Annotated in this window: 18 protein-coding genes and 1 pseudogene; 11 read left to right on the forward strand and 8 right to left on the reverse strand. The window is 74.2% G+C overall.

From position 1 onward, the window contains the following. Positions 1-3: 3 nt before the first annotated feature. Together ACFWH7_RS11045 and ACFWH7_RS11050 are read left to right on the forward strand one after the other, a co-directional pair. Complete coding sequence (locus ACFWH7_RS11045) at positions 4-981, forward strand: urease accessory protein UreD (protein ID WP_378216555.1); 978 nt, start codon at positions 4-6, stop codon at positions 979-981. Position 982: 1 nt separating this feature from the next. After that, positions 983-1999 (forward strand): energy-coupling factor ABC transporter permease, encoded by a 1017-nt coding sequence (locus ACFWH7_RS11050; protein WP_378216556.1) that lies wholly within the window; start codon positions 983-985, stop codon positions 1997-1999. A 126-nt stretch (positions 2000-2125) separates the two neighbouring features. Here the strand turns inward: ACFWH7_RS11050 and ACFWH7_RS11055 are convergent, their stop codons facing one another. Continuing rightward, on the reverse strand, positions 2126-2617 hold the full coding sequence (locus ACFWH7_RS11055; RefSeq protein WP_378216557.1) for a GNAT family N-acetyltransferase: 492 nt from the start codon (positions 2615-2617) through the stop codon (positions 2126-2128). Positions 2618-3034: 417 nt separating this feature from the next. On the opposite strand from ACFWH7_RS11055, the gene urtA reads away from it, so the two are divergent. The 7 genes from urtA (at position 3035) to uca (ending at position 13181) form a co-directional block, all read left to right on the forward strand. Further along, entirely contained in the window at positions 3035-4300 is a 1266-nt protein-coding gene (gene urtA / locus ACFWH7_RS11060) for an urea ABC transporter substrate-binding protein (protein WP_378216559.1), read from the forward strand. A 99-nt stretch (positions 4301-4399) separates the two neighbouring features. After that, positions 4400-5284, forward strand: coding sequence for an urea ABC transporter permease subunit UrtB (gene urtB, locus ACFWH7_RS11065; protein ID WP_378216560.1), 885 nt, complete (start codon positions 4400-4402; stop codon positions 5282-5284). Continuing rightward, on the forward strand, positions 5281-6519 hold the full coding sequence (gene urtC, locus ACFWH7_RS11070; protein ID WP_378216561.1) for an urea ABC transporter permease subunit UrtC: 1239 nt from the start codon (positions 5281-5283) through the stop codon (positions 6517-6519). Before urtB ends, urtC begins: the two co-directional genes overlap by 4 nt. Then, positions 6516-7514: an urea ABC transporter ATP-binding protein UrtD gene (urtD, locus tag ACFWH7_RS11075; protein ID WP_378216563.1), complete on the forward strand. Its 999-nt coding sequence runs from the start codon at positions 6516-6518 to the stop codon at positions 7512-7514. The genes urtC and urtD overlap by 4 nt, the downstream gene beginning before the upstream one ends. After that, positions 7514-8206, forward strand: a complete 693-nt coding sequence (gene urtE, locus ACFWH7_RS11080; protein ID WP_053370313.1) for an urea ABC transporter ATP-binding subunit UrtE — start codon at positions 7514-7516, stop codon at positions 8204-8206. Before urtD ends, urtE begins: the two co-directional genes overlap by 1 nt. A 114-nt stretch (positions 8207-8320) precedes the next feature. Continuing rightward, positions 8321-9019 carry a GntR family transcriptional regulator gene (locus tag ACFWH7_RS11085; protein ID WP_047232408.1) on the forward strand — a complete coding sequence of 233 codons (699 nt, stop codon included), beginning with the start codon at positions 8321-8323 and terminating at the stop codon, positions 9017-9019. Positions 9020-9461: 442 nt separating this feature from the next. Then, positions 9462-13181 (forward strand): urea carboxylase, encoded by a 3720-nt coding sequence (gene uca / locus ACFWH7_RS11090; protein ID WP_378216565.1) that lies wholly within the window; start codon positions 9462-9464, stop codon positions 13179-13181. A 28-nt stretch (positions 13182-13209) separates the two neighbouring features. Here uca and ACFWH7_RS11095 read toward each other — a convergent pair whose 3' ends face one another. From ACFWH7_RS11095 to ACFWH7_RS11110, 4 genes are all read right to left on the reverse strand, one after another. Next, positions 13210-13503: a WXG100 family type VII secretion target gene (locus ACFWH7_RS11095; RefSeq protein WP_237840153.1), complete on the reverse strand. Its 294-nt coding sequence runs from the start codon at positions 13501-13503 to the stop codon at positions 13210-13212. Positions 13504-13627: 124 nt separating this feature from the next. Continuing rightward, positions 13628-14359 (reverse strand): HD domain-containing protein, encoded by a 732-nt coding sequence (locus ACFWH7_RS11100; RefSeq protein ID WP_378216566.1) that lies wholly within the window; start codon positions 14357-14359, stop codon positions 13628-13630. 236 nt (positions 14360-14595) lie between these two features. Beyond that, positions 14596-16275: a sensor histidine kinase gene (locus ACFWH7_RS11105; protein ID WP_378216567.1), complete on the reverse strand. Its 1680-nt coding sequence runs from the start codon at positions 16273-16275 to the stop codon at positions 14596-14598. Then, positions 16272-17009, reverse strand: coding sequence for a response regulator transcription factor (locus ACFWH7_RS11110; RefSeq protein ID WP_378216568.1), 738 nt, complete (start codon positions 17007-17009; stop codon positions 16272-16274). Before ACFWH7_RS11110 ends, ACFWH7_RS11105 begins: the two co-directional genes overlap by 4 nt. A gap of 117 nt (positions 17010-17126) precedes the next feature. Between ACFWH7_RS11110 and ACFWH7_RS11115 the strand changes: the two genes are divergently transcribed. Then, positions 17127-18356, forward strand: coding sequence for a winged helix DNA-binding domain-containing protein (locus tag ACFWH7_RS11115; protein ID WP_378216569.1), 1230 nt, complete (start codon positions 17127-17129; stop codon positions 18354-18356). Between the two features lie 80 nt (positions 18357-18436). Here the strand turns inward: ACFWH7_RS11115 and ACFWH7_RS11120 are convergent, their stop codons facing one another. Further along, on the reverse strand, positions 18437-19036 hold the full coding sequence (locus ACFWH7_RS11120; RefSeq protein ID WP_378216571.1) for an NYN domain-containing protein: 600 nt from the start codon (positions 19034-19036) through the stop codon (positions 18437-18439). 92 nt (positions 19037-19128) lie between these two features. On the opposite strand from ACFWH7_RS11120, the gene ACFWH7_RS11125 reads away from it, so the two are divergent. Continuing rightward, entirely contained in the window at positions 19129-19887 is a 759-nt protein-coding gene (locus ACFWH7_RS11125; protein ID WP_378216572.1) for a type 1 glutamine amidotransferase, read from the forward strand. A gap of 109 nt (positions 19888-19996) precedes the next feature. Here the strand turns inward: ACFWH7_RS11125 and ACFWH7_RS11130 are convergent, their stop codons facing one another. After that, entirely contained in the window at positions 19997-20800 is an 804-nt protein-coding gene (locus tag ACFWH7_RS11130) for a PspA/IM30 family protein (RefSeq protein WP_378216573.1), read from the reverse strand. A 68-nt stretch (positions 20801-20868) separates the two neighbouring features. Beyond that, positions 20869-21436, reverse strand: a pseudogene (locus ACFWH7_RS11135) (TPM domain-containing protein); the annotation flags it as partial.

Genomic DNA, 21436 nt, shown 5'->3' on the forward strand with positions numbered 1-21436 from the left:
CTCGTGGACGAGGTGACGCGGGTCGGGGCGTACCGGGACGCGGGCCGGGTGCGCTGCGACCTGCGCCCCGGCGCGCTCAGCCCGCGCGTCCTGTCCACGGGGCCGGGCGTGGTCCGGGTCGCCCTCGTCGCGACGCGCGCGCTGCTCCTCGGGGGCGACCGCGTGCGGGTCGAGGTGCACGTGGGCGAGGGCGTCGCGCTCGAGCTCGTCGAGGTGTCGGGCACCGTCGCGTACGCCGGGCGCGGCCGGTCGGCCTCGTGGGACGTGGACGTGCGGGTCGACGCCGGCGGGCTCCTCGTGTGGGACGCGCTGCCGTTCGTCGTGGCGGACGGGGCCGAGGTCGAGCGCACCACGCGCGTGTCGCTCGCCGCCGGCGGAGGGCGGCGTGAGCCGGGCGTCGCGCTCCTGCGCGAGACGCTGGTCCTGGGCCGCTCGGGCGAGGTGGGCGGCCGGCTGCGGTCGCGCACGCGCGTCGACCTGTCGGAACCTGGTGACGCCCCGACGTCCCGCGGTGTCGGCGGGACCGGTGAGTCCGCGACGCCGGACGGGTCGGGACCTCCATGGCGGAGCGACCCGGCACGACCGGAGCACGTTCGCGAGCTCTTCGTCGAGGACCTCGACCTCGACGACGACCGCGCCCTGCCCGGGATCCTCGGCGACGCGCGCGTCGTCGACTCGGTGCTGTGCCTCGGGACGCGACCGCCGGTCGCGCTCGGCGCCCTCGCGGCGGACCGGCCCGCGAGCACGACACCCGCACCGCTGCGGCTCGACCTCGACGGCCCCGGCGCGATCGGCCGCCACCTCGGTCCGAGCACCCACGACGCCGGGATCGACGTCGTCGTGGCGGCCTGGACGACGGCGGTGCGCGCCGCCCGTGGCATCGCCGGCGACCTGCCCGACGACCCGCTGCCTGCTCACGCCGCGCCATCGGACACCGACCTTCTCCAACCTCGCACGACACTGCTGACGACAGGAGCCTGACATGCACGTCCCCGACCACTTCCTGAACGACCCCACGTCGGCGACGACCGCCGTCGTGTCCCTCGCCGCCGTCGGCTACGCGGCGTACCGGGCACGCGAGGACCTCACCCCGCGCCGCGTCGCGCTCACGGCCGCGACGACCGGTTTCGTCTTCGCCGTCCAGATGCTCAACTACCCCGTCGCGTCCGGGACGAGCGGCCACCTCATGGGAGGGGCGCTCGCGGCCGCGCTCGTCGGGCCGTGGCTCGGTGTGCTGTCCGTGACGCTCGTGCTGCTCGTCCAGGCCCTCGTCTTCGCCGACGGCGGGCTCACCGCGCTGGGCTCGAACGTGCTGCTCATGGCCGTGGTCGGGACGCTCGTCGGCTGGGCGGCGACGCGCGGCGTCCTGCGCCTGACGCGCGGCCGGGGCGTGACCGGCGCCGCGGGCGTGGGGGCGCTCGTGAGCGTGCCCGCCTCGGCCGCGGTGTTCGCCGGGCTCTTCGCCGTCGGCGGGACGGTGCCGGCCCCGGTGGGCGAGCTCGTCGGTCAGATGCTCTCCGTGCACACGCTCATCGGGCTCGGCGAGGCGCTGATCACCGCGGGCGTCGTCGGTCTCGTGCTCGCGGTCGCGCCGGGCGTCGCGGCGGTCGAGGGCCCGGCACGCTCCGCGGCGAACGGCGCCCTCGTGCCCGACGCCGCGCCCTCGTCCGGTGCGGCGGTCTCGCCGGGTGCGGTGCGCCGCGCGGTGCTCGCGCTCGGGTCGGGCGCGCTGCTCGCCGCGGTCGTCGTGTCGTCGTTCGCGGCGGCCACGCCGGACGGCCTCGAGGCGACGGCCGAGTCGGTCGGCTTCGCCGACGCGGCGCGCGACCACGCGTTCGCGGGCATGCCGCTCGCCGACTACGGCGAGGCCGGCGGGATCTTCGTCGGCGTCGCCGGCCTCGTGGGCGTCGCCCTCGTCGTCGCGCTCACGGCTGGGCTCCTCACCGCCGGCCTGCGCGCAACCGCCCGCGGCCGCACGGCGACCGCACCGGCAGCCTGACGGCCACCTCTGCCGAGCTAGAGCCGTGGTTGGCCGAGGTAGAAGCCTGGTCGGAGAAACACCCACGAGCAGGGTTCTACGTCGCTGCCCAGGTGCCTCGGTGCGCGGCGGGGCCCCTGCCCTGCCCTACCGGACCAACCGGATCTCGACGATCCCGCCGAAGTGGGCGTCGGCGTGCCGAGCGCCGTCGGGTTCGAGCCCGATGCGCGCGTAGAAACGTCGTGCGGGGGGCTCCTCGGCCACCCAGACCTGCGCAGGCCCGGGCGCGACGGCGGCGTCGAGCAAGGCCTGTCCCGCACCCGTGCCGTGTTGCTCAGGCAGCACGTACAGGGCGTACAGCTCGGCGTCCCGCACGGGCGCGTGGCCGCCCACGTCCCGCGACGGGCCGCCGATACCGAACCCGACCACCGCGTCGTCCACCTCCGCGACGACGACGTGGCCGCGGCCGAGCGGAGCCTCCGGGCCGAGCCGGCGCTCCCACGACGAGGTGCGCTCCTCGAGCGTGGCCGTCTCCCAGAAGGTGTCGGGCACGAGGCCGGCGTAGGTCGTGCACCACACGGTGTGGTGCACGAGCGCGAGGCGCGCGGCGTCGTCTGGCTCGGCAGGTCGGAGCAGCACGGGACGAGAGCGTCCGTCGCGAGGTCGAGCCGTGGTACCGCGCGGTGGAGACCCGGTTCGAGAACGCTCGACAACCAGCGTTCTCCTTCCGCGGACCGCGGTTCTCTCTCGACTACCAGGGTTCTCTCTCGACTACCAGGGTTCTACCTCGCGCTACCGGGGTTCTACCTCGGCAGAAGTTCTCGGGCGCGTGACCGGATCGTGACCGTGTGACATGTGCCGTTAACAGGACGGGCAGATCGGCCGAAACACGGCGTCACTAGCGTCGACATCAGTGGGCACCACCCCGGGCACATGCTCGTATACAGGCCTGTACCCGGTGCTCGCGGCGCGCGACCGCCTGCCCGGCGGCCGCCGGCCTCCTGCTGAGAAACCTGCGGAGAACTCCGCTGTGCGAACCTCGCTGAAAGGACTCTCGTGACACCTTCACGCGCCACGACCCGACTCGCCCCGGCTGCCGCTCTCGTCGTCCTCGCGCTCACGCTCACCGCGTGCGGCGCGAAGACGGAGACCGGCGACGGCGCGGGCGCCGCGACCAGCGCCGCCGAGAGCTGCGTCGACACCTCCGGCGACACCGTCAAGATCGGCTTCCTCAACTCGCTCTCCGGCACCATGGCGATCTCCGAGCAGACCGTCGCCGACTCCCTCGCCCTCGCGGCGGAGGAGATCAACGCCGACGGCGGCGTGCTCGGCAAGCAGCTCGAGATCGTCCAGGAGGACGGCCAGTCCGAGCCCACGGTCTTCGCCGAGAAAGCGGAGAAGCTCATCACGAGCGACTGCGTGGCCGCGGTGTTCGGCGGCTGGACGTCCGCCTCGCGCAAGGCCATGCTCCCCGTCTTCGAGGCCCAGGACTCGCTGCTCTTCTACCCGGTCCAGTACGAGGGCCTCGAGTCGTCGCCGAACATCTTCTACACCGGCGCCACGACCAACCAGCAGATCGTCCCCGCGCTCGACTACCTCAAGGAGCAGGGCGTCGAGTCGATCTTCCTCGTCGGCTCCGACTACGTCTTCCCGCGCACGGCGAACAAGATCATCAACGCGTACGCGGAGGCGAACGGCATCGAGGTCCTCGGCGAGGAGTACGCGCCCCTCGGCCACACCGACTTCTCCACGATCGTCAACAAGGTGAAGTCCGCCGGGGCGGACGCCGTGTTCAACACGCTCAACGGCGACTCCAACGTCGCGTTCTTCAAGGAGTACAAGAACGCGGGCCTCGGGCCGGACACGATGCCCGTCGTGTCGGTGTCGATCGCCGAGGAGGAGGTGGGTGGCGTCGGCGTCGAGAACGTCGAGGGCCAGCTCACGGCCTGGAACTACTACCAGACCATCGACAGCCCGGAGAACACCACGTTCGTCGAGGCGTTCCAGGCGAAGTACGGCGCCGACCGCGTCACCTCCGACCCGATGGAGGCGGCGTACACCTCGCTCTACCTCTGGAAGGGCATGGTCGAGAAGGCGGAGTCGTTCGACGTCGCCGACGTCCAGGAGGCCGCCGACGGCGTCACCTTCGACGCTCCGGAGGGCTCCGTCACCGTGAACGGCGACAACCACCACATCGCCAAGACCGCCCTGATCGGCAAGATCGGCCCCGACGGCCTCATCTACACCGAGTGGAGCTCGGGCGAGCCGATCGAGCCCGACCCGTACCTCGAGGGCTACGACTGGGCCGAAGACCTCTCCTGACCCCGTGAGTGCTGGGTATCTGTCGTCGCCACGCCCTCGGGACGACAGATACCCAGCACTCACCGGTCCCGTCCGCACTCACCGGAAGGCACGACGCCCATGGATGTGCTGTTCTCGCAGCTCTTCGCGGGGCTGAGCCTCGGCTCGGTCCTGCTCCTCGCCGCCCTCGGGCTGGCGCTCACGTTCGGCCAGATGGGCGTCATCAACATGGCGCACGGCGAGTTCATGATGGCGGGCGCCTACACGGCGTTCGTCGTGCAGGGGGTCGTCGGCAACGCCGGCGTCTCGCTGCTCGTGTCGCTGCCGCTGGGGTTCCTCGTCGGCGGGCTGCTCGGCCTGCTGCTCGAGGCGACGCTCATCCACCGCATGTACAAGCGGCCGCTCGACACGCTCCTCGTGACGTGGGGCGTCGCGCTCGTGCTCCAGCAGGTCGCGCGCGACGTGTTCGGCGCCCCCAACGTCGACGTGCGCGCCCCCGCCTGGCTGAGCGGCGCCGTCGACCTGTTCGGCCTGGCCGTGCCCAAGACGCGCGTGTTCATCCTCGCGCTGGCGGTCGTCGCGGTCGTCGCGCTGGCCGTCGTGCTCAAGGTGACGCCGCTCGGGCGGCGGATCCGCGCCGTCGTGCAGAACCGCGACCTCGCCGAGGCCAGCGGCGTCTCCACGCGCGCGACGGACCGCCTGACGTTCTTCATCGGCTCCGGCCTCGCCGGGATCGCGGGCGTCGCGCTCACGCTCCTCGGGTCGATCGGCCCGACGCTCGGCACGAGCTACATCGTCGACGCGTTCCTCGTCGTCGTCGCGGGCGGCATCGGGCAGATCAAGGGCACGGTCATCGCCGCGTTCGCGCTCGGGCTGCTCCAGGCGACCTTCGAGTACTCCACGACGGCGAGCATCGCCAAGGTGCTCGTGTTCGTCGTCATCGTCGTCTTCCTCCAGGTGCGACCCCAGGGCCTCGTCTCGGTCCGGACGAGGAGCCTCGCATGAGCGCCGTCACGACCGGGGGCACGACCCGGCTCACCGCCCTGTACCGCTCCTCGCGCGCCCGCGTGATCGTCGGGTTCGCCGTCGCGGCGGTCCTGCTGTTCGCCGTCGCGCCCGCGACGCTCTCCACGTTCCGCCTCGGCCTGCTCGGCAAGTTCCTGTGCCTCGCCATGGTCGCGGTCGGCATCGGCCTCGCCTGGGGGCGCGGCGGGATGCTCACGCTCGGGCAGGGCGTGTTCTTCGGCCTCGGCGCGTACATCATGGCGATGCACCTCAAGCTTGCCGACGCCGGGCCGGGCGGGGTGCCGGACTTCATGATGCTCTACGGCTCGGGCGAGGTGCCGGGCTGGTGGGAGCCGTTCCGGTCGCCCGTCGTGACGATCCTCGCGATCGCCGTCGTGCCCGCCGGACTCGCGGCGCTGCTCGGGTTCGCCGTCTTCACGCGGCGCGTCCGGGGGGCGTACTTCGCGATCCTGTCGCAGGCGCTCGCGGCCGCGTTCGCGATCCTGCTCATCGGTCAGCAGGCGACGACGGGCGGCACCAACGGCCTCAACGGGTTCCGGTCGTTCTTCGGGTACGACCTCGCCGACCCGGTGAACAAGCGCATGATCTTCTTCATCGCCGCGGGCGCCCTGCTCGTCATGGTCGCGATCGCGCGCCAGCTCATGGTGTCGCGGTTCGGCGAGCTGCTCGTCGCCGTGCGCGACCAGGAGAACCGCGTGCGGTTCCTCGGCTACGACCCGGCGAAGGTCAAGGTCGTGGCGTACGCGGTCGCGGCGTTCATGGCCGCCGTGGGCGGCGCGCTGTTCGTCCCGATCGTCGGGATCATCTCGCCCGCCGACGTGGGCGTCGTCCCGTCGATCGGCTTCCTCATCGGCGTCGCGATCGGCGGTCGGGCGACGCTCCTCGGTCCGGTGCTCGGGTCGATCGCAGTGAGCTGGGCGCAGACGAGCCTGTCCGAGGCGTTCCCGTCCGGCTGGATCTACGCGCAGGGCGCTCTGTTCATCATCGTCGTCGCGTTCCTGCCCGGCGGGCTCGCCGAGCTGTTCACGCGGTGGCGCCGCTCGCGCCGCGGCTCCGTGCCCGACGGCGGTGCGCCCGCCCCGGCGGACGGCGGTACCTCGGACGGGAGCCACCCGGGCGCGGCGCGCACGGGCGAGCCGGACACCGGCGACCCGGCGACGGAGCCACCGACCGTCGTCGACCACGACCCCGCGACCACAGGGAGGACCGCATGACCACCCAGCCCAGCGGACCGGCGTCGGGCACGGCGCCGGGTCCCGACACGGCCGGCGCCGCCGTCCTCGAGACCGGCGTCGCGGGCGACGGGCTCGACCTCGAGGCCGCGCAGTCCGTCCTCGGCGTCGACGACTCGCGCTTCCGGCACGACTACCTCGAGGTGCGCGGGCTCCGCGTCGAGTTCGACGGGTTCGTCGCCGTCCAGGGCGTCGACCTCACCGTCACGGCGGGGGACCTGCGGTTCCTCATCGGGCCCAACGGCGCGGGCAAGACGACGATCGTGGACGCGATCACGGGTCTCGCCAAGGCGTCGGGGTCGGTGCAGTTCGGCGGGGTCGACCTGCTCGGCAAGAAGACGCACCGCGTCGCGCGGGCCGGTGTCGGGCGCACGTTCCAGACGGCGAGCGTGTTCGAGGAGCTCAGCGTGCTGCAGAACCTCGACATCGCCGCGGGCGCCCGGCGCGGGCCACTGACGCTGCTGCGCCGCCGGTCCTCGACGCCCGAGGCCGTCGAGCAGGCGCTGGAGACCGTCGGGCTCGCGCACCTGCGCGACGTCCAGGCCGGGATCCTCGCGCACGGCCAGAAGCAGTGGCTCGAGATCGGCATGCTGCTCGTCCAGGACGCCCGGCTGCTGCTGCTCGACGAGCCCGTCGCGGGCATGAGCCAGTCCGAGCGCGAGCAGACCGGCGAGCTGCTCCAGCGCATCGGCGCCCAGCGGACGGTCGTCGTCGTCGAGCACGACATGGAGTTCCTCCGGGCCTTCGCGAGCTCGGTCACCGTGCTGCACCTGGGCCAGGTGCTCGCCGAGGGCACGTACGCCGAGGTCCAGGCCGACCCGCGCGTGCAGGAGGTCTACCTCGGCAGCGCGGGCGCGACCCGCGGCGCTCGCCGCCGCGCCCCGGGACGTGATGCGGGGAGCGAGCCCGCGGCGTCCGGCACGACGGGGCGCGCGACGAGCCCGGCGACCACCACGAACGACGACGAGGAGGCGTGATGCTCGAGCTCACGGGACTGCACGCGGGCTACGGCCGGACCATGGTGCTCCACGGCGTCGACCTCACGGTGCCGGCGGGCGGCGTCGCCGCCGTGCTGGGGCACAACGGTGCCGGCAAGACGACGCTCCTGCGGACCGCGCTCGGGCTGCTCAAGGCCCGGTCGGGGAGCGTCGTGCTCGACGGCGAGGACGTCACCCGGCTGCCGACGCACCAGCGCGTGCGGCGCGGGCTCGCGTACGTGCCGCAGGGGCAGCAGTCGTTCGGCGACCTCACGGCGCGCGAGAACCTCCAGCTCGTCGCCGACACGTCGCGCGAGGGCCCACGGCGCCTCGACGAGGCGCTCGATCTGTTCCCGGCGCTGCGCGGGCTGCTCGGGCGGCGCGCCGGGCTCCTGTCCGGCGGCCAGCGCCAGCAGCTCGCCATCGCGCGCGCCCTCATCACCGGCCCGCGCGTGCTCGTGCTCGACGAGCCGACCGAGGGCATCCAGCCGTCCGTCGTCACCGAGATCGAGGACGCGATCCTCGCGCTCACCGACGCCGGCGGGCTGTCCGTCCTGCTCGTCGAGCAGCACGTCGGGTTCGCGCTCGGCGCGGCGCGCGACTACGTCGTCCTTCAGTCCGGGCGCGTGACGAGCCGGGGCTCGGGCGGGGAGGCGGCCGAGGAGAGCGTCCGTGCGGCGATGGCCGTGTAGTCGCCGTGGCGTCGACCCTCGGGTCGTGCCCGGCGGCACCGCCGCCGGATCGCGGTGCGGGATGATGGCAGGGCAGGACCACGACGCACGGGCCGGACGACCAGGAGACCCCGCATGGACATCGTGACCGCGCCGGAACCCGCCGCGACCTCGTTGCGCGACGCCGTCTACACGCGGTTGCGCGCCGAGATCCTCAACGGTCGGGTCGACCCGCGCGAGCGGCTCACCGAGCCCAAGCTGAGCCGGCGGTTCGAGGTGTCGCGCACGCCGGTGCGCGAGGCGCTGTCCCGGCTCCTCTCCGACGGGCTCATCCAGCGCACCGACTTCGGGTACGCGGTCGTGGTCCCGAGCCTCGCCGAGCTGCGCGACCTCTACGAGCTGCGCGTGACCCTCGAGCTGCGCGGTGTCGAGCGCATCATCGAGAACACCGAGCTGCACTACGACACCGACGCGCTGCGCGACGAGCTCGGCCGGTGGGTCGAGCTGCGCGCCGCGCCGCCCGAGCCCGACCCGAGCTTCGTGCTCCTCGACGAGCGCTTCCACACCGTGCTGTCCCGCGCCGCGGGCAACGAGCGCCTGACCGAGGCGCTCGTCGAGGTCAACGAGAAGGTGCGCGCCGTGCGCATGTACGACTTCGTCGAGTCCGAGCGCATCCGCATCACCATCGACGAGCACATCGAGATCCTCGAGCTCGCGCTCGCGGACCGCCTCCCCGAGGCCCGCACCGCGCTCCACCTGCACGTCGGCGAGTCGCTCGCGGTCGTCATGGAACGCGCGGCACGCGCGCTCTCCCGCATGGCCCTCGCCGTCTGACCCCCGGTCCGCCGAAGGAGAACCCCGGTCGCGAGATAGAACCCTGGTTGGTCGAAGTAGAACTCTGGTCGGTCGAGGTAGAACCGTGGTTCTTGTGGTAGGCGGCGGTGTGGTCGCCTTGGGTGGTCGGGGTGGGTGGTGGTGCCGCGTCTACCATCCGCCGCTCTCGGGTCCCTGCGAACAGGTGACAACGCTTGGATGACTCGGCAACGCGGGCAGCCGACCGCCGTTGAACACGGTGACCAGGGTTCTACCTCGCGGACCACGGTTCTACCTCGTGGGACCAGGGTTCTACTTCGGCGAACCATGGTTCTACCTCGGCGGGCCGGGGTTCTGTCTCGCGAGACCGGGGTTCTCGTTCCGCGGCGCGGGCCTAGGCTGGAGCCCGATCTGTCCCGACGGCGAGGCGTGGCCTCGCGCCCGTACCGGCCCGGGGAGGGCGATGGCCGCCACGCTGCTCGTCGCGAACCGCGGCGAGATCGCCTGCCGCGTGCTGCGCAGCGCGCGGCAGCTCGGGCTGCGCACGGTCGCCGTGCACTCCGACGCGGACCGTGGGGCGCGGCACGTCCGGCTCGCGGACGAGGCGGTGCGGATCGGCCCGGCACCCGTCGCCGAGTCCTACGACGACGGTCGCCGGCTCCTGGACGCGGCGATCACCTCGGGCGCGGACGTCCTGCACCCCGGCTACGGCTTCCGCGCGGAGGACGCCGGCTTCGCCGCGGCGGTCGAGGCGGCCGGCCTCGCGTTCGCGGGCCCGACCCCGGAGCAGCTCCGTCTCCTCGGCGACAAGGCACGCGCCCGCGCGCTCGCGCAGGAGTGCGGCCTGCGGGTGCTGCCGGGGTCGCCGGTGCTCGGCGGCCTCGAGGACGCGCTCGGGTGGGCGGACGAGATCGGCTTCCCGCTCGTGCTCAAGGACGCCGGTGGCGGGGGCGGGACCGGCGTGCACGTGTGCCGCGACGCGGCGGGGCTCGCCGGGGCGTGGCGGCGGGAGTCGTCGCGCCCCGGATCGTCCGGGCGGTTGTTCGTCGAGCGCCACGTCGACCGGGCACGCCACCTCGAGGTGCAGCTCTTCGGTGACGGGGCGGGCCGGGTCGTCTCGCTCGGCGACCGCGACTGCTCGCTCCAGCGCCGCCACCAGAAGGTCGTCGAGGTCGCGCCCGCGCCCGGCCTCGATCCCCGCGTGCGCGCGACCCTGCACGACGGCGCCCGTCGGCTCGCGGCGCGGGTCGGGCTGCGCTCGGCCGCGACGCTGGAGGCGCTGCTCGACGTCGGCTCGGGCGAGGTCACGTTCCTCGAGGTGAACCCGCGGATCCAGGTCGAGCACACCGTGACCGAGGAGGTCACCGGCGTCGACCTGGTGGCGTGGATGCTGCGCCTCGCACTGGGCGACACGACCGTGCTCGACGACGTGCCGCCGTCGGGTCCCGCCGTCCGAGGGGTGGCGGCGCAGGCGCGCGTCTACGCCGAGGACGTGCGGCACGGCCGTCCCGTCGCGGGCACGCTCGCACGGCTCGACCTGGGGCCGTCCGACGAGCGCGGGGCGTCCTGGCCCGACGTCCGCGTCGAGACCGGCGCGAGCGCGGGCGACGAGCTCGGTCCCGACGCGGACCCGCTGGTCGCGAAGGTCGTCGTGCACGCGGCGTCGCACACGCGCGCGGTCGCGGCGCTGCGCGCCGCGCTCGGGGACGTGCGGGTGGACGGCGTCCCCACGAACGTCTCGCTGCTGCGCGCGGCGCTCGCCGACCCCGCCGTCGTCGAGGGGTCGGCGACCACCACCACGCTCGCGACCGTGCACGACCCGGAGCCCTGGGCCGACGTGCTCGACCCCGGCGTGCTGACGACGGTGCAGGACTGGCCGGGACGCACCGGGTACTGGGGTGTGGGCATCCCGCCCTCGGGCCCGATGGACGACCTGTCGTTCCGCACCGGCAACCGCGCGCTCGGCAACCCCGAGGGCGCGGCGGGGCTCGAGTGCACCCTCACCGGCCCGACCCTGCGGTTCTCGCACGAGGCGACGGTGTGCGTCACGGGGGCGCCGGCGCCCGTGACGGTCGACGGCGAGCCCGTGCGGCAGTGGGAGCCCGTCGTCGTCCCCGCGGGCGGCGTGCTCGCCGTCGGCGCGCCGCACGCCGTCGGGCTGCGGACGTACGTGCTCGTCGCGGGCGGTCTGGACGTCCCGGAGTATCTCGGGTCGGCGGCGACCTTCGTCCTCGGCGCCGTCGGCGGGCCGGCCGGACGCGCGCTCGTCGCGGGCGACGCGCTGCACCCTCGCACCACCGGTCCCGGGACGGCGGGTCGGCCGGGCGAGCCGGTGTCTCCCGGGCTCGGTGCGGCGGGCGCGGTGCCGACCGACGCCCGCCCCCGGATGGGGCACTCGTGGGAGCTCGCGGTGACGACGGGACCGCAGTCCGCGGCGCTCACCGCCGCCGCGCTCGGTCGGCTGCGCACGTCCTGGTGGCGGGTCCTGCCGCACGCGGACCGGACGGGCGTGCGGCTCGCCGGGCCGCCGCTCACGTGGGTGCGGCCCGACGGCGGGGACGCGGGGCTCCACCCGTCCAACGTGCTCGACAACCCGTACTCGGTGGGCGCGCTGAACATCAGCGGGGACACGCCGATCCTGCTCGGCCCGGACGGCCCGAGCCTCGGCGGCTTCGTGTGCGCGCTCACCGTCGTCGCCGGCTCCCGGTGGAAGCTCGGGCAGATGCGGCCAGGCGACGTCGTGCGGTTCGTGACCGTCCACGACGACGGCGCCGACCGGCTGCGTCGCGACGACACCGCCCGGGCGGCGGCGCGCGTCCCGACGGCGGTGCGCGCCGTCCGGGGCCGGGACGTCGGGGCCTTCGTCGGCGACGACGTCCGACCCCCGGGCGGGCCGACGCCGCGTTGCGACCGGCGACCCGCGGTCCGCTACCTGCGCGGCGCCGACGACGCGCTCCTCGTCGAGTACGACGGCGGGGCGGGGCTCGACCTGCACGACCGTCTGCGCGTCCACGCCCTGGCGACCGCTCTCGAGGCCGCGGCCCCGCGGGGCGTGCTCGACCTGACACCGGGCGTTCGCACGCTCCACCTGCACGTCGATCCCGAGACCCTGCCCGTGCCACGGCTCGTCGGGCTGCTGCGGGAGCTGGAGGAGGACCTGCCGCCGAGCGACGAGATCGAGGTGCCGAGCCGCGTGCTCCGGCTGCCGCTGAGCTGGGACGACCCCGCTATCCGGGACGCCGTCGAGCGGTACGCGGCCGCGGTCCGGTCCGACGCGCCGTGGCTGCCGTCCAACGTCGACTTCGTCCGTCGGGCCAACGGGCTCGCGAGCGTCGAGGACGTGCGACGCACCGTCCTCGGCGCCGAGTACCTCGTGCTCGGGCTCGGGGACGTGTACCTGGGCGCGCCGCTCGCCGTGCCGGTCGACCCGAGGCACCGCCTGCTCACCACGAAGTACACCCCGGCGCGCACCTGGACCCCGTCCGACGCCGTCGGCCTCGGAGGGGCGTTCCTGTGCGTGTACGGCATGGCGAGCCCGGGGGGCTACCAGCTCGTGGGCAGGACCGTCCCCGTCTGGTCGGCTCACGCGCAGCGCCCGCCGTTCCGCCCGGGCGTCCCGTGGCTGTTCCGGCACTTCGACCGGATCGTGTGGGAGCCGGTCGATCCGGACGAGCTCGCCGAGCGTCGCGCGGCGACCCGCGCAGGAGTCCTGGAGGTGCCGGTCGAGGACGGCGTCTTCTCCGGCCGGGAGCACGCCGCGCTCCTCGCGCGCGAGGCAGAGGACATCGCCGCGGTCGGGGCGGCGCGCCGCGCGGCGTTCGGACGCGAGGCCGCGGCCTGGGCGGAGGCAGGCGAGCTCGTCGGGTCCGCCGCGCGCGCGACCGCGCGCGGCGGTCCCGACCCGGCGTCCGTCGGCGCACGCGACACCGAGCTCGCCTCCGCCGACCTCGACGACCCGGCGCGCGTCGTGCTGCGCGCGCCGCTCGGCGGGGTGGTGTGGCGCGTGGAGGCGCCGCCGGGGCGCCGCGTCGCCGAGGGCACGCCCGTGGTCGTGCTGGAGGCGATGAAGCTCGAGCTGCCGGTCCTGGCACCCTCCGACGGCATCGTCGTCGACGTCCGCGTGCGCCCGGGCGACCACGTGCGCGCCGGCGACCGGCTCGCCGTCGTGCACCTCGACGCGTGACGGGCCGCGCGCCGTCGCCCCGGGGTGCCTACCGCGTGGTGAACAGCCGCGCGGCCTGGGACTCGGCGTCGGCGTAGGTCTGGGCGGCCGCGCCGAGCGCCGCCGTGATGTCGTCGAGCGCGAGCTCGACCTGGTTCTGCGTGGTCTGCCACTGCGTCATCACGCCCGTGAAGGACGTCGCCGCGCCGCCGCGCCACGACGCCTGAAGGTCGGTGAGGTGGCGCATCATGGCCCCGACCTCCGCCCGGATCGCCGTGACCGACCCGTTCACCGCCGCGCTCGCCTGGGCGACCCGTGCGCTGTCGACCTCGTACCGGCTCATGTCGTCCTCCGTCGTCTCGTCGGCCCGCGGGCCGTCCCGCACGCGGCGGGCGCCGGTGCGACGACGACGCTAGCCACGGGACCGCAGGCCCCGTGGGCGCGGCGACGTCCCTGTGGACGACGGATCAGGAAACGGGGCCTGTGGACGGCGCCGACGCCTCTGCCAGCTTGAGCTGCTCTTTGCGCAGCCGCTGGAGCTCCGCGTCGAGGTTCTGCCGCGCCGGCTCCTCCCACGCGGCGCCGAGCGGGCTCGAGAAGAGCGACCGGCGGTCGAGCAGCTTGGTGAGGATCGCGATGCGCGCCCGCACGTAGTCGGGCTTGGGGATGTGCGCGTACTCGTCGCGCACGTCCTTGAGGTACTCCTTGTAGCGCTGCGGCTCCGCGGCGAGCATCGCGAGGTCGGCGTCGCACAGCACCGCGCAGTCGAAGTCCGACACGTCGGGCGCGTGCCGCACGAGCGCGTTGACGAGGTGGGCGACACGGCGGACGGCCGGCTCCGGGACCCCGAGCGACGTCAGCTCGGTGGTGGCGAGCGCGGCGCTCGCCGACTCGTCCTCGCCGCCCTTGTTCGCGTACGTCGCCCGCCCCTTCGCGTCGAAGATCGCGCCGTGGTACCAGGCGGCGAGGCGCACCAGGTCCGGGTCGTGGGTCTCCTGGGAGAGCTCGTCGACCCGGCCGAGCACGTCGGCGAGGTGGCGCAGGTTGTGGAAGTGGCGGTCCGGCTGGTCCCAGCGGTCGAGGAGCCCCTGCCCGACGGCGCGGACCTCGTCGTCCGGGGCGGTCGCCCCGGCGCCACGGGCGCTGCGGACGAACGAGGAGAGGAACCACTGCGGTGCGTCGGCGCTGTTGACGCCCATGAACTTTCGCCTTCTTCGTCGGACACGAGGAGATGACGGAGGTCGTCGTCACCAGGTGCGGTACCTGGCGCGGAGGCCCCCGCGTCGCCGCGCGGCCTCACCACCAGCCTAGGTCGCGCGGGACGACCCGCCATCGTAGCCGCACTCGGCGGCGGGTGGGACGGACGCCGCCGGGCCGCCAAGGAACGCCGGGCGCGGCACGCGCGGACGCCCAGGTGGGACGGGGTGCGCGCGGATCAGGAGGGCAGCGGGAGATCGACGCGGACGGTCAGCCCGCCGCCCGTCGTCTCACGCACCGACACACGACCCCCGTGCACGCCCACGATCGCGGCGACGATGGCCAGGCCCAGGCCCGAGCCGCCCGACGCGCGGTTGCGCGAGGAGTCCGCGCGGTAGAACCGCTCGAACACCCGGCCGCGCTGCTCGCTGGGGACGCCCGGTCCGTGGTCGCGCACCTCGAGCACGGCGACCGTGCCGGGGGAGCCGTCCTGCGCGTCGTCGGGCGGCGTCGCGGGATGGACCGCGCCCAGCGCGATCTCGACCGGTGTCCCGGCGGGCGTGTGGCGCGCGACGTTCCCGACGAGGTTCGCGAGCACCTGCCGCAGCCGGTCCTCGTCGCCGACGACGCGCAGCGCCCCGGGGGCCTTGGCGCCGACGCCCAGCCCCACGAGCCGGACGTCCCGGGTCGGGTCGAGCGCGTGCAGGTCCTGCGCGGAGTCGCGCGCGAGCGAGACGAGGTCCACGGACTCGTGCCGCAGCGGCCGGCCCTCGTCGAGGCGGGCGAGCGCGAGCAGGTCGTTGACGAGCGTCCCCATGCGGGTCGCCGAGTCCTCGATGCGCCCCATCGTGTCGTCGACCTTGTCGGGCGTGTCGAGCGCCCCCATCCGGTACAGCTCGCCGTAGCCGCGGATCGTCGCGAGCGGGGTGCGCAGCTCGTGGCTCGCGTCGGACACGAACCGCCGCATCCGCTCCTCCGACGCCTCCTGGACCGCGAACGCCTCCTCGATCTGGGAGAGCATCGCGTTGAGCGAGGCCGCGAGCGAGCCGACCTCGGTCGTCGGCGGGGCGGGGCGCACACGCCGGGACAGGTCGCCTGCCGCGATGTCCGCCGCCGTCTCCTCGATCTCGCGCAGCGGGCGCAGCGCGCGGTGCACGGCGAGGTAGGCCACGGCGCCGCCGACGAGCGCGATCCCCAGCGCCGAGAGCGCGAGCGCGCGGCCCAGCACCTTGACGGTCTCGTGGATGCCCGTGAGCGGGAGGGCGACGAAGACGGTCCCGACCGTCTGGCCGTCTGCGACGAGGAACCTGCCGACCACGCGCCACTGCGCGGGGTCCGAACCCCCGGTGGACTGCACGGTGAACGGTTCACCGCCGAGGCGCTCGACCTCCTGGTCCGACAGCGCAGGGATGTCGGGTTCGCCGTACTTCGAGATCGTGGCCTGCCAGCTCAACGCGCTCTCGTTGCCCGACGGCTCACGCAGCAGCACGTAGTAGTCGCTCGGGAGCTGGCTCGTGGGCGCCCGGTCGTTGAGGAGGGACGAACCGACGACGTTCCTCGCCGAGCCGTGCAGCTCCTCGTCGACCTGGGCGACCAGATAGCTCGACACGACCGTCGTCGTCACCACCGACGCCAGCCCGAGGCCGGCTGCCAGCAGGAGCACCGTGATCGCGACGAGCCGGGCGCGCAGCGGCACGCGCGCGAGCCAGCCCCAGCCCTCGGTGGGGACGGGACGGCCGAAGGGGCGCTCCGCCGCCGGGCCGCCGTCGCCCGGTGCGGCGGGGGCTCCTGCCCCGGGGGCGTCGCCCGTGCCCGAGGGCGCGGCGTCGGCGGGGGGCGTGCTCGACCCGGGAGGCGGGGGAGGGGGCGGTGGGACCGGTCGAGACCCCGTCGCCGTGCGGTCGGGGCCGGACGTCATGAGGTCGTCGGCGGCTGGCGCAGCAGGTAGCCCACGCCCCGCTTGGTGTGGATGAGCGGCGGGAGCGCGACGGGCTCGCCGTCGGGACCGGGCACCGTGAGGTTGTCGATCTTGCGTCGCAGGTAGGAGATGTAGGACTCGACGATGTTCGCGTCGCCGCCCCAGTCGTACTGCCACACGTGGTCGAGGATCTGCGCCTTCGACAGCACGCGGCCCGCATTGAGCATGAGGTACCGCAGGAGCTTGAACTCCGTGGGGGACAGGTCGACGTCGATCCCCGCACGACGGACCTCGTGCGAGTCCTCGTCCATCTCGAGGTCGGCGAAGCGCAGCACCGCGTCCTCGACGGGCTCGGCGTGCGTGCGGCGCAGCACCGCGCGGATGCGCGCCACGACCTCCTCCAGGCTGAACGGCTTCGTCACGTAGTCGTCGCCGCCGACGGTGAGGCCGGTGATCTTGTCGCGCGTGTCGTCCTTCGCGGTGAGGAAGACGACGGGCGTGTGCTGCCCCTTCTCGCGCAGGCGGCGCGTGACGGTGAACCCGTCCATGTCCGGCAGCATGACGTCGAGCACGACGAGGTCGGGCTCGACGTCGCGCACGAGCCGCAGGGCGCTCTGCCCGTCCGCGGCGGCGTGGACCTCGAACCCGGCGAAGCGCAGGGACGTGGCCAGCAGCTCGCGGATGTTCGGCTCGTCGTCGACGACGACGAGGCGTGCCTCAGGGGTGGTGCTCATGCCGTCCAGTGTCCTCCCGCGGTCTGGGAGTCGCCTGGGAAAGGCCTCCACCCGCGGCCCGCTCGTGAGGCGGCGCCCGCGCGGTGCGCGTGGGCGGCGTCGGGCAGGATGGCGGGCGTGCGGATCACGGTGGACCAGAGACGACGGCGGCTCGTCGCGCAACAGCTCGCGCTCGCGACGGACCTGCCTGGACGGCCGGCGGCCCGCACCCCCGAGGACGTCGTCGACCGGTTGCTCGCCCTGCACGCGACCGACGCCCCGAGCGTCTACCTCTCCGTCCTCGCGCGGGTCCCCGGCCTCGTGCTCGACGACGTCCGGGACGCCGTGTTCCGGCGTCGCACCCTGGTCAAGGTGCTCGCCATGCGGCGCACGATGTTCGTCGTGCGGCGCGAGACGGTGCCCGTCGTGCACGCGGGCGCGGCGCTCGCGGTGGCCCGGCGGCTGCGCGCCCGCCTGCTCAAGGAGCTCGCGACGCTGCCCACGGACCCGCTAGTCGACGACGCGGCGACCTTCCTCGCCGCCGTCGAGGCCCAGGTCCACGGCGCGCTCGCGGAGCACGGGCCGATGGACGGCGCGAGCCTGTCGAAGGCCGCGCCGCTCCTGCGCACCGCGTTCCTGCCCACGACCGCCAAGACGTGGGACGTGCGCCGCACCATGACGTCCCAGCTCATGTCGCTGCTCTCCGCGGAGGGCGCGGTCGTGCGCGGCGAGCCGCGCGGGTCGTGGTCGTCCAACCGGCACGTCTGGTCACCGGTCGAGGACTGGTTCCCGGGCGGCATCCCCGCGATGGACGAGGCGGTCGCGCGAACGGCGCTGGCCCGGTCCTGGCTGGAGGTGTTCGGCCCCGCGACGGTCAAGGACCTGACGTGGTGGACCGGCTGGAACCAGCGGGACACGCGCGCCGCGCTCGCTCCGCTCGATGTCGTCGAGGTCGAGGTCGAGACCGGCACGCCGGAGGACCCGGCCCCGCAGGCCGGCGTGATGCTGCACGGGACCGACCTGCCCGGGACGGACGAGGTGCCGCTCGCAGGGCACGTCGCGCTCCTGCCGTCGCTCGACCCCACGACGATGGGCTGGGCCGCGCGCGACTGGTATCTCGGCCCGCACAAGGCCGCGATCTTCGACACGATCGGCAACGCCGGCGCGACCGTCTGGTGGGAGGGCCGGATCGTCGGGGCGTGGGCCGTGCGCCCGGGCGGCGAGCCGGCGTTCCGCCTGCTCGAGGACGTGGGGTCGGACGCCGAGCGCGTCGTCGCCGCCGAGGCCGAGCGGATCGCGGCGCTCCTCGGCGGCGACGGCGTGACGGCGTCGTTCCCGACGCCGCTGTACCGCGAGCTCCACGCCTGAGGTAGGGCACCGCTGAGTGCGGGGTTATTCGTCGTCCACGGGGAGCCGCGACGACGAATGCCCCGCACTCAGCAGGTCGGTCAGAGGTAGCGCAGCGGGTCGAACTCGTCGAGCGGGATGATGCGCACGCGCGGCAGGACGGTCGTGAACGCCCCGGCGTGGTCCTCGAGGTCGAACACCTCGAGACCGCGACCGGTGAGCTCGGTGAGCCGCACGTTGACGAACTCGCGGAAGGCGAGGACGCCGACGCGGCGGTCGGGGTCGTCGAGCAGCGTCTCGACCTGCGGCAGGAAGTCCCCGTCGTGGCTCGCGAGGAGCACGTCGCCCGGCTGGTCGACGATCGCGTCCAGCATGCGCTGGATACCGATGTCCACGACCTTCTCGCTGCTCGAGCCCGCGAGCGGGATCGGCCGGTAGCCCATCGCGAGCAGCGCCTGCACGAACGACATCGGCATCTGGCCCGACGACGCGTTGAGGAAGAACAGCGGCGTGACGTCCTGGCCCCAGGCCTGGCGCGCGAACTCCACGATGCGGTCCCACCGTGGCCGCTCCTCCGGCGCGGGCCGGTGCCCGAGGACGTTCATGCCGAGCGTCGCGTCGATGTTCTCGCCGTCGACGACGAGGTAGGTGCGGCGCGGCGTCGTCAGTGCTCGGCCGTCGGAGGTCTGGGGGTCGGACATGCTGGTCAGCCTATCCGCGCGACGGTCGCCTGCCATGTCCACGACGTGGGTGTTTGCGTCGGGGTACCCGGGAGTGGGTACCGTCGGACCTCGTGACCACGTACGACACCGACGCCACGGCCGCAACCGGAACCGTCCGGCTCACGGTCGTCCAGAACTCTCCGGACGTCACGCTCGACGCCTACGCCCACCAGCTCGCCGCCGACCTGCAGATCGTGCGCGCGCACGACGGCGACGCGATCCCCCCGGCGGACGAGGTCGGGGACGGCCTCGTCGTCCTCGGCGGGCACATGTCCGCGCACGACGACGAGCGCGCCCCCTGGCTGCCCGCGCTGCGCGAGACGCTGCTCGCCGCCGCGACGACCGGCGTCCCGACGCTCGGGATCTGTCTCGGGGCCCAGCTCCTCGCCGTCGCCGGCGGTGGCCAGGTCCAGGTGGCCGCGCCCCCAGGGCGCGAGGCCGGCGCGACCCGCGTCTTCTGGCGTGCCGACGCCGAGACCGACCCCGTGCTCTCGACGCTCGCCGCCGGAGACGAGCCGGTGCGGCACGTGACGAGCATGCACGCCGACGCGATCGTCGACCTGCCGCCGGGTGCCGTCTGGCTCGGGTCGTCGAACATGTACCCGTACCAGGCGTTCCGCCTCGGCTCGGCGCTCGGTGTGCAGTTCCACCCCGAGGCGACGCGCGCGGGCTTCGAGGCGTGGTGCGACGCGTACGACGACGTCGACTCCGCGGCAGCCCTGGCCGGGTTCGACGAGCACGCGCCGGAGATCCTCGACGGCGGCCGTCGCCTCGCCGAGGCCTTCGTCGCCGACGTCCGCGCGACCGTCGAGCAGAGCGTCCCGGCCTGACCCGACGCCGCGGCCCCTCCGTGAGGGAGGAGCGTGCTGGGTCGAGGGAGAACCGTGGTCGTGTCGCAACCAGCGTTCTACGTCGGCGGACCGAGGTTCTCCCTCGCGGTCACCAGTCGGAGGTCGGGGCGTCCTGGGTGGTGGTGCCGGACTCGATCGCGGGCGTGACCTGGGTGGGTGACACCTGCGGGGCGGGCGAGGAGCCCTGCTTGAGCGCGGCGAGGCGGGCCTCGATCTCGACGGCCTCGCCGGACGTCTCGAGCTCGGCGAACTGGGAGTCGATGCTCGACGCCGCGACCTCGGCCTGGCCGATCGCCTGCGCCTCCTCGCGCCGCACGATCTCCTCGTAGCGCGAGATCTCGCTCGTCGGGTCGAGCACGTTGATCGAGCTGATGGCGCCCTGGACGGTCTGCTGGGCCTGCGCGCTCTTCTGGCGGGCGACGAGGGAGTCGCGCTTGGACCTCAGCTCGCCGAGCTTGTCCTTCATCATCGCGAGCCCGGACTTGAGCTTCTCGACCGACTCGCGCTGCGACGCGATGAGCGGCTCGGCCTGGCGGACCTCGCCCTCGGCGGAGATCTGCTTGCCGAGCGCGACCTTGGCGAGGTTGTCGAACTTGTCGGCGTTGGCGGTGTCGCCCTGCTGCCGGTAGCGGTCGGCCTGCGCAGAGGCCGCGAGGGCCTTCTGGCCCCACTCCTGGACGGCGGCGACGTCCTCGTTGTAGTCCTGCTCCGCGAGGCGGAGGTTGCCGATGGTCTGCGCGACGGCCTGCTCGGCGTCGGCGATGTTGTTCGTGTAGTCGCGCACGAGCTGGTCCAGCATCTTCTGCGGGTCCTCCGCGTTGTCCAGGAGCGCGTTGATGTTCGCGCGGGTGAGCTGCGCGATCCGTCCGAAGATGCTCTGCTTCTCCGCCATGGTCGTCCCTCTCTGGTGAGCCGTCTCGTGCTGATCGGTCTGCGTGCTGGTCTCGTTCGTCCGTCTCCTCAGAAGCGCCCGCCGCGGCCCGAGCGTCCGCCCGAGGACCGGCCGCCGGAGCGTCCGCCCGACCTGCCGCCGCCGAACCCGCCGCCGCCGAACCCGCCCCCGAAGCCCCCGCCGCCGAACCCGCCCGACCGGCCTCCGCCGCCTCCGCCGCGCAGGATGGAGTCGAGCAGGATGCCGCCGAGCACCATGCCCCCGACGTTGCTCCCCCCGCCCCCTCCGCCGCCGAACATGCCGGGGCCCTGCGACGACTGCCAGCTCGACGCGTCCTGCTGGGCGCGCTGCGCCGCGGACTGCGCCTGCGCGTCGGCCTGCTGCGCCCGCTCGAGCGCGGCGACGGGGTCGGTCGGCTGGAGCGCGCGGGCCTCGCCCAGCAGCCGGACCGCCTCGGAGAGCCGGGTGCGCGCCTCGGGCCCGACGGCGCCGCGCCGGGTCTCGATGAAGTCGTTCGTCGCGCGGACCTGCGAGTCGACGCGCGCGAGCGTGTCGCGCAGGAGCGCGTTGGCGCGTGCGGCCTGCTCGGCGCGCTCGCGGAACGAGGCGAGCGCGGCGTCGAGCGCCGCCTCGGCC

The sequence above is a fragment of the Cellulosimicrobium cellulans genome (genome assembly GCF_042723955.1).
In the GTDB taxonomy this organism is placed as follows: Bacteria; Actinomycetota; Actinomycetes; order Actinomycetales; family Cellulomonadaceae; genus Cellulosimicrobium; species Cellulosimicrobium cellulans_H.

Excerpts from the sequence above, each read along its gene's own strand:
- ACFWH7_RS11050 (WP_378216556.1), top strand. The coding sequence starts at position 983 with ATGCACGTCCCCGACCACTTCCTGAACGACCCCACGTCGGCGACGACC.
- urtB (WP_378216560.1), top strand. The coding sequence starts at position 4,400 with ATGGATGTGCTGTTCTCGCAGCTCTTCGCGGGGCTGAGCCTCGGCTCG.
- urtC (WP_378216561.1), top strand. The coding sequence starts at position 5,281 with ATGAGCGCCGTCACGACCGGGGGCACGACCCGGCTCACCGCCCTGTAC.
- urtD (WP_378216563.1), top strand. The coding sequence starts at position 6,516 with ATGACCACCCAGCCCAGCGGACCGGCGTCGGGCACGGCGCCGGGTCCC.
- urtE (WP_053370313.1), top strand. The coding sequence starts at position 7,514 with ATGCTCGAGCTCACGGGACTGCACGCGGGCTACGGCCGGACCATGGTG.
- ACFWH7_RS11085 (WP_047232408.1), top strand. The coding sequence starts at position 8,321 with ATGGACATCGTGACCGCGCCGGAACCCGCCGCGACCTCGTTGCGCGAC.
- uca (WP_378216565.1), top strand. The coding sequence starts at position 9,462 with ATGGCCGCCACGCTGCTCGTCGCGAACCGCGGCGAGATCGCCTGCCGC.
- ACFWH7_RS11095 (WP_237840153.1), bottom strand. The coding sequence starts at position 13,503 with ATGAGCCGGTACGAGGTCGACAGCGCACGGGTCGCCCAGGCGAGCGCG.
- ACFWH7_RS11100 (WP_378216566.1), bottom strand. The coding sequence starts at position 14,359 with ATGGGCGTCAACAGCGCCGACGCACCGCAGTGGTTCCTCTCCTCGTTC.
- ACFWH7_RS11105 (WP_378216567.1), bottom strand. The coding sequence starts at position 16,275 with ATGACGTCCGGCCCCGACCGCACGGCGACGGGGTCTCGACCGGTCCCA.
- ACFWH7_RS11110 (WP_378216568.1), bottom strand. The coding sequence starts at position 17,009 with ATGAGCACCACCCCTGAGGCACGCCTCGTCGTCGTCGACGACGAGCCG.
- ACFWH7_RS11120 (WP_378216571.1), bottom strand. The coding sequence starts at position 19,036 with ATGTCCGACCCCCAGACCTCCGACGGCCGAGCACTGACGACGCCGCGC.
- ACFWH7_RS11130 (WP_378216573.1), bottom strand. The coding sequence starts at position 20,800 with ATGGCGGAGAAGCAGAGCATCTTCGGACGGATCGCGCAGCTCACCCGC.